3 protein-coding genes and 2 pseudogenes are annotated in these 4952 nt (G+C 69.3%); all 5 read left to right on the top strand.

Annotated features, from left to right (window positions below; genetic code table 11):
• Positions 1 to 607: pseudogene (locus VIG79_RS02500) on the top strand (glycosyl transferase); the annotation flags it as partial.
• 120 nt (positions 608 to 727) lie between these two features.
• Positions 728 to 1561 carry a nitrilase-related carbon-nitrogen hydrolase gene (locus VIG79_RS02495; RefSeq protein WP_331881709.1) on the top strand — a complete coding sequence of 278 codons (834 nt, stop codon included), beginning with the start codon at positions 728 to 730 and terminating at the stop codon, positions 1559 to 1561.
• Positions 1558 to 2976 carry a dihydropyrimidinase gene (gene hydA / locus VIG79_RS02490; RefSeq protein ID WP_331881706.1) on the top strand — a complete coding sequence of 473 codons (1419 nt, stop codon included), beginning with the start codon at positions 1558 to 1560 and terminating at the stop codon, positions 2974 to 2976. The genes VIG79_RS02495 and hydA overlap by 4 nt, the downstream gene beginning before the upstream one ends.
• 11 nt (positions 2977 to 2987) lie before the next feature.
• A complete protein-coding gene (locus VIG79_RS02485) occupies positions 2988 to 4019 on the top strand; it encodes a TIGR03842 family LLM class F420-dependent oxidoreductase (protein ID WP_331881703.1) in 1032 nt (343 codons plus the stop codon).
• A gap of 502 nt (positions 4020 to 4521) precedes the next feature.
• A pseudogene (locus tag VIG79_RS02480) lies at positions 4522 to 4952 on the top strand (hypothetical protein); the annotation flags it as partial.

Below are 4952 nucleotides of genomic sequence, written 5' to 3'. Positions count from 1 at the left end.
CGGCACCGTCGCGGTCCTGACGGTCGACCAGGACTCCCAGATCCCTGGCGGCTACGTCGCCGCCCTGCTCGACACCTGGGCGCAGGCGGAGCAGGACGGACTGCGCGTCGGCATCGTCGCTCCCGAGCACGTCACCGGCCTCCCGGACCAAGCGCGTGGCCGGCCTCCCGTCCAGTCCGGCCAGCTCATCCCGGTCGGGACGCTGCGACACGTCGGCGACTTCGACGAAGACCTCTTCATCGACGGGGTCGACGACGACTTCGCCCTCCGGTGCCTCGATGCCGGCCTGGCTCTGGTTGTCGCCGAAGGCCTCACGCTGGGTCACCGCCTCGGCGAGACCCACGACATCACCGTCGCCGGTCGCACCGTCACCCTCTCCAGGTCGGTGCCCTTTCGCTACTACTACCTGACCCGCAACCGCACTCGCCTGATCGGACGCCACGCTCGACGGCATCCCCGCTGGTCCGCCGGGCAGGTCGTCGGCGTCGCCGGGCACCTCGGCCTGGTGGTCGCGTTCGACCCCGAACGCGGCACCCGGGCGCGCGAGGCGTGGCGCGGATTCCGCGACGGGTTGCGGGGGCGGACCGGCGCCCGACCGGGCAACTGACGGCGCGCATACCCCACGGGTAGGTCAGGACATCAGACCGTAACGACTTTGTTCCACAAGGCGTATCGCCCGGAACCACGCCGCCCTAGGCTGGCGGTTTCCTGAAGCGGAGGAGTCTCGATGACCGTGGTGCGCGCAGCGCTGGTCCAGACCACCTGGACCGGTGACAAGGACTCGATGATCGACAGGCACGAGGAGTATGCGCGCGAGGCCGCCGCCGACGGGGCACAGGTGATCTGCTTCCAGGAGCTGTTCTACGGCCCGTACTTCTGCCAGGTGCAGGACTCGCAGTTCTACGAGTACGCCGAAGCCGTGCCGGGCCCGACCACCGAGCGGTTCCAGGCCCTGGCCAAGGAGCTGAAGCTGGTCATCGTCCTGCCGGTCTACGAGCGCGAGGAGCCGTTCCTCTACAACACCGCCGCGGTGATCGACGCCGACGGGAGCTACCTCGGCAAGTACCGCAAGCAGCACATCCCCCACGTCGGCGGCTTCTGGGAGAAGTTCTACTTCCGGCCGGGCAACGGCGGGTACCCCGTCTTCGACACCGCCGTCGGCAAGGTCGGCGTCTACATCTGCTACGACCGCCACTTCCCCGAGGGCTGGCGCGCGCTCGGTCTCAACGGTGCCCAGATCGTCTTCAACCCCAGCGCCACCAGCCGTGGCCTGAGCGAGTACCTCTGGTCGATCGAGCAGCCGGCCGCCGCCGTGGCCAACGAGTACTACGTCGGCGCCATCAACCGGGTCGGCATCGAGGACCTCGGCGACGACGACTTCTACGGCCAGTCCTACTTCGTCGACCCCGAGGGCAACTACGTCGGCGACAAGGGCGACGCGCACGAACCGGAGCTCATCGTCCGCGACCTCGACCTCGACCTCATCCAGACCGTCCGCGAGCGCTGGGCGTTCTATCGCGACCGGCGCCCGGACGCCTACGAGGACCTGGTACGTCCGTGACCACGTTGATCAGCGGGGGCACGATCGTCTCCGCGACGGGTCAGGTCAAGGCTGACGTCCTCGTCGACGGTGAGACCATCGCCGCGGTCGTCGCGCCCGGCAGCACCGCCCTCGGCAGCGACCTCGCGAGCACCGTCGACACCGTGATCGACGCGACCGGCAAGTACGTGATCCCCGGCGGGGTCGACGGCCATACCCACATGGAGCTGCCGTTCGGGGGGACCAATGCCTCGGACACCTTCGAGACCGGCACGACGGCGGCCGCGTGGGGCGGGACGACGACGATCATCGACTTCGCCGTCCAGCGCACCGGAGAGCGCGTCCAGGACGGACTGGCCGCCTGGCACGAGAAGGCCGCCGGGAACTGTGCGATCGACTACGGGTTCCACCAGATCCTCGGCGGCGTCGACGACGACTCGCTCAAGGCGATGGACGAGCTGGTCGCCGACGGGATCACCAGCGTCAAGCTGTTCATGGCGTACCCCGGCGTCTTCTACTCCGACGACGGCCAGATCCTGCGGGCCATGCAGCAGGCGCGCGAGAACGGCGCGCTCATCATGATGCACGCCGAGAACGGCATGGCCATCGACGTCCTCGTCGCCCAGGCGCTGGCTCGTGGTGAGACCGACCCGATCAACCACGGGCTCACCCGGCCGTGGGAGACCGAGGAGGAGGCGACCCACCGCGCGATCATGCTGGCCCGCCTCACCGGCGCCCCGCTCTACATCGTGCACATGAGTGCCAAGCAGGCGGTCGCCACCCTCGCCGAGGCGCGCGACCAGGGCTACAACGTCTTCGGCGAGACGTGTCCCCAGTACCTCTACCTCTCCCTCGAGGAGCAGCTCGGGGCACCAGGGTTCGAGGGTGCGAAGTGGGTATGCAGCACCCCGCTGCGGTCCCGCGCCGAGGGCCACCAGGACGAGCTGTGGCGCTACCTGCGCACGGGGGACCTCAGCGTGGTCAGCACCGACCACTGCCCCTTCTGCATGAAGGAGCAGAAGGAGCTCGGCGTCGGCGACTTCTCCAAGATCCCGAACGGGATCGGGTCCGTCGAGCACCGCTTGGACCTGCTCTACCAGGGCGTCGTCATGGGCGAGATCACCCTTGAGCGCTGGGTCGAGCTCTGCTCCACCACCCCGGCCCGGATGTTCGGCCTCTACGGCCGCAAGGGCGTCATCGAGCCGGGTGCGGACGCCGACATCGTCGTGTACGACCCGCAGGGCCACACGAGCATCGGGTACGAGAAGACCCACCACATGAACATGGACCACTCCGCATGGGAGGGGTTCGAGATCGACGGGCACGTCGACGTCGTCATGTCCCGCGGCTCGGTCGTCGTCAGCGAGGGGGAGTTCCGGGGCGGCAAGGGCCACGGGAAGTACCTCAAGCGCGGCCTCTCGCAGTACCTCCACTGAGGACACTCCCGATGGATCTCGGCGTCGTCCTGCAGTGCAACCCTCCGGCGTCCCGCGTCGTCGAGCTCTGCCGCCAGGCCGAGAACTACGGCTTCTCCCACGCCTGGACCTTCGACTCCCACCTGCTCTGGGAGGAGCCCTACGTCATCTACAGCGCGATCCTCGCGGCCACCCGCAAGATCGTCGTGGGGCCGATGGTCACCAACCCGTCCACCCGCGACTGGACCGTCACCGCGTCGACCTACGCGACGCTGAACGAGATGTACGGCAACCGCACCCTCTGCGGGATCGGCCGTGGTGACTCCGCGGTCCGCGTGACCAACGGCCGGCCGAGCACCGTGGCCGAGCTACGCGACTCCATCGCCGTGATCCGCGGCCTCGCCAACGGCGAGGAGGTCGAGTACAAGGGCAGCCACCTGCGGTTCCCCTGGAGCCACCGCTCGTCCCTCGACGTCTGGGTCGCTGCCTACGGTCCCCGCGTCCTCCAGCTCACCGGTGAGGTCGCCGACGGGTTCATCCTGCAGCTGGCCGACCTGTCGATCGCCGAGTGGAGCATCGCCGCCGTCAGGAAGGCCGCCGCCGACGCGGGCCGCGACCCCGACGACGTCGCCATCTGCGTCGCTGCCCCGGCCTACATCACCGACGGCAGCGAGGAGAGCCGCGCCCACGCCTACGACCAGTGCCGGTGGTTCGGGGGCATGGTCGGCAACCACGTGGCCGACATCGTCGCCCGCTACGGCGCCGACGGCGCGAACGTGCCGACGGCGCTCACCGACTACATCAAGGGCCGCGAGGGCTACGACTACAACGAGCACGGCCGGGCGGGCAACACGCATACCTCGTTCGTCCCCGACGAGATCGTCGACCGGTTCTGCGTCATCGGCACCGTCCACGAACACCTCGCCAAGCTTGACGCCCTGCGCGCGCTCGGCGTCAACCAGTTCGCCATCTACCTCCAGCACGACGCTCAGGACGAGACGCTGCGGGCCTACGGGCAGCACGTGGTCCCGGCGATCGCGGAACGGGTCAGGGCCACAACGTGACGACCGCCGCGGCGGCGGCGTCGGCGCGACCGGGGGCGGGCGGATCCGCCGTTCGGCGCGCGCTCGGGCGGGTCGCGCTCGTGGCCGCCGCGTGGCCGCGGTCGGGCTGATCTGGACCGGCCACAAGGCCATGGGGCGGCCACCGGCGACGTCTGGCCCGGCACCAGTCGTCTGCTGCCCGTCCCCACCGACGACACGACGCGGCCGCCCTTCCTCGACATCCTGCGCCGCTTCGGCGAGCCGCAGCGCACCGGCGATCCCGCACCGCTCTGGCAGTACCTCGTCGACGCGTCCCTGTTCACCTACCGCGAGGCGTTCGTCGGGTTCCTCGCCGGCATCGTTATCGGCCTCGTACTGCTGGGAGTAGTCGATGATCAGCCGCCCGAGTTCGAGCTCGTCGCGGGATTTCAGAAAGCCGGCGTCGACCCGAAGTCCGGCGTCACCCTCGTCCAGCAGCAGTTCGACATGGCCGCGCTGCTGAGCAGATCGACGCCGCGCAGGCGTGATCTACAACGAGTACGCGCAGGTGCTCGAGCAGAAGAACCCGGCCACCGGTGCCCTGTACCGGCCGACCGACCTCAACGTCATCGACTGGAACAAGGACGGCGTCGCCATGCTCCAGGACGCCATCTGGGCCAACACCGACGAGCTGAAGAACGACACCGCCTACCAGGACACCGCGGCCAAGCTGCTCAAGGGCGCCATCGGTGGGTGGGTCTACGGCCGCGACAACTTCCAGCCCTGCGTCGACATCGTGCTCAAGAACGGCCCACGCTGGGGCGTCGCACCAGGCGTGGCAGCTGGCCCGGGTGAACGAGCTCGTCTGGCCGTCGCCCGGCAGGATCGGCGTCGTCGACAAGACACTCTGGGACCAGACCGTCTCCGTCGCGACCAGCCAGAATGTGGTGGCGGCCGCGCCGGACGCCGACGCGT

The sequence above is a fragment of the Lapillicoccus sp. genome (assembly GCF_036559105.1).
In the GTDB taxonomy this organism is placed as follows: domain Bacteria; phylum Actinomycetota; class Actinomycetes; order Actinomycetales; family Dermatophilaceae; genus Lapillicoccus.
The sequence above is the reverse complement of the archived record's forward strand: the minus strand, read 5'-3'. Positions and strand labels throughout refer to the sequence as shown.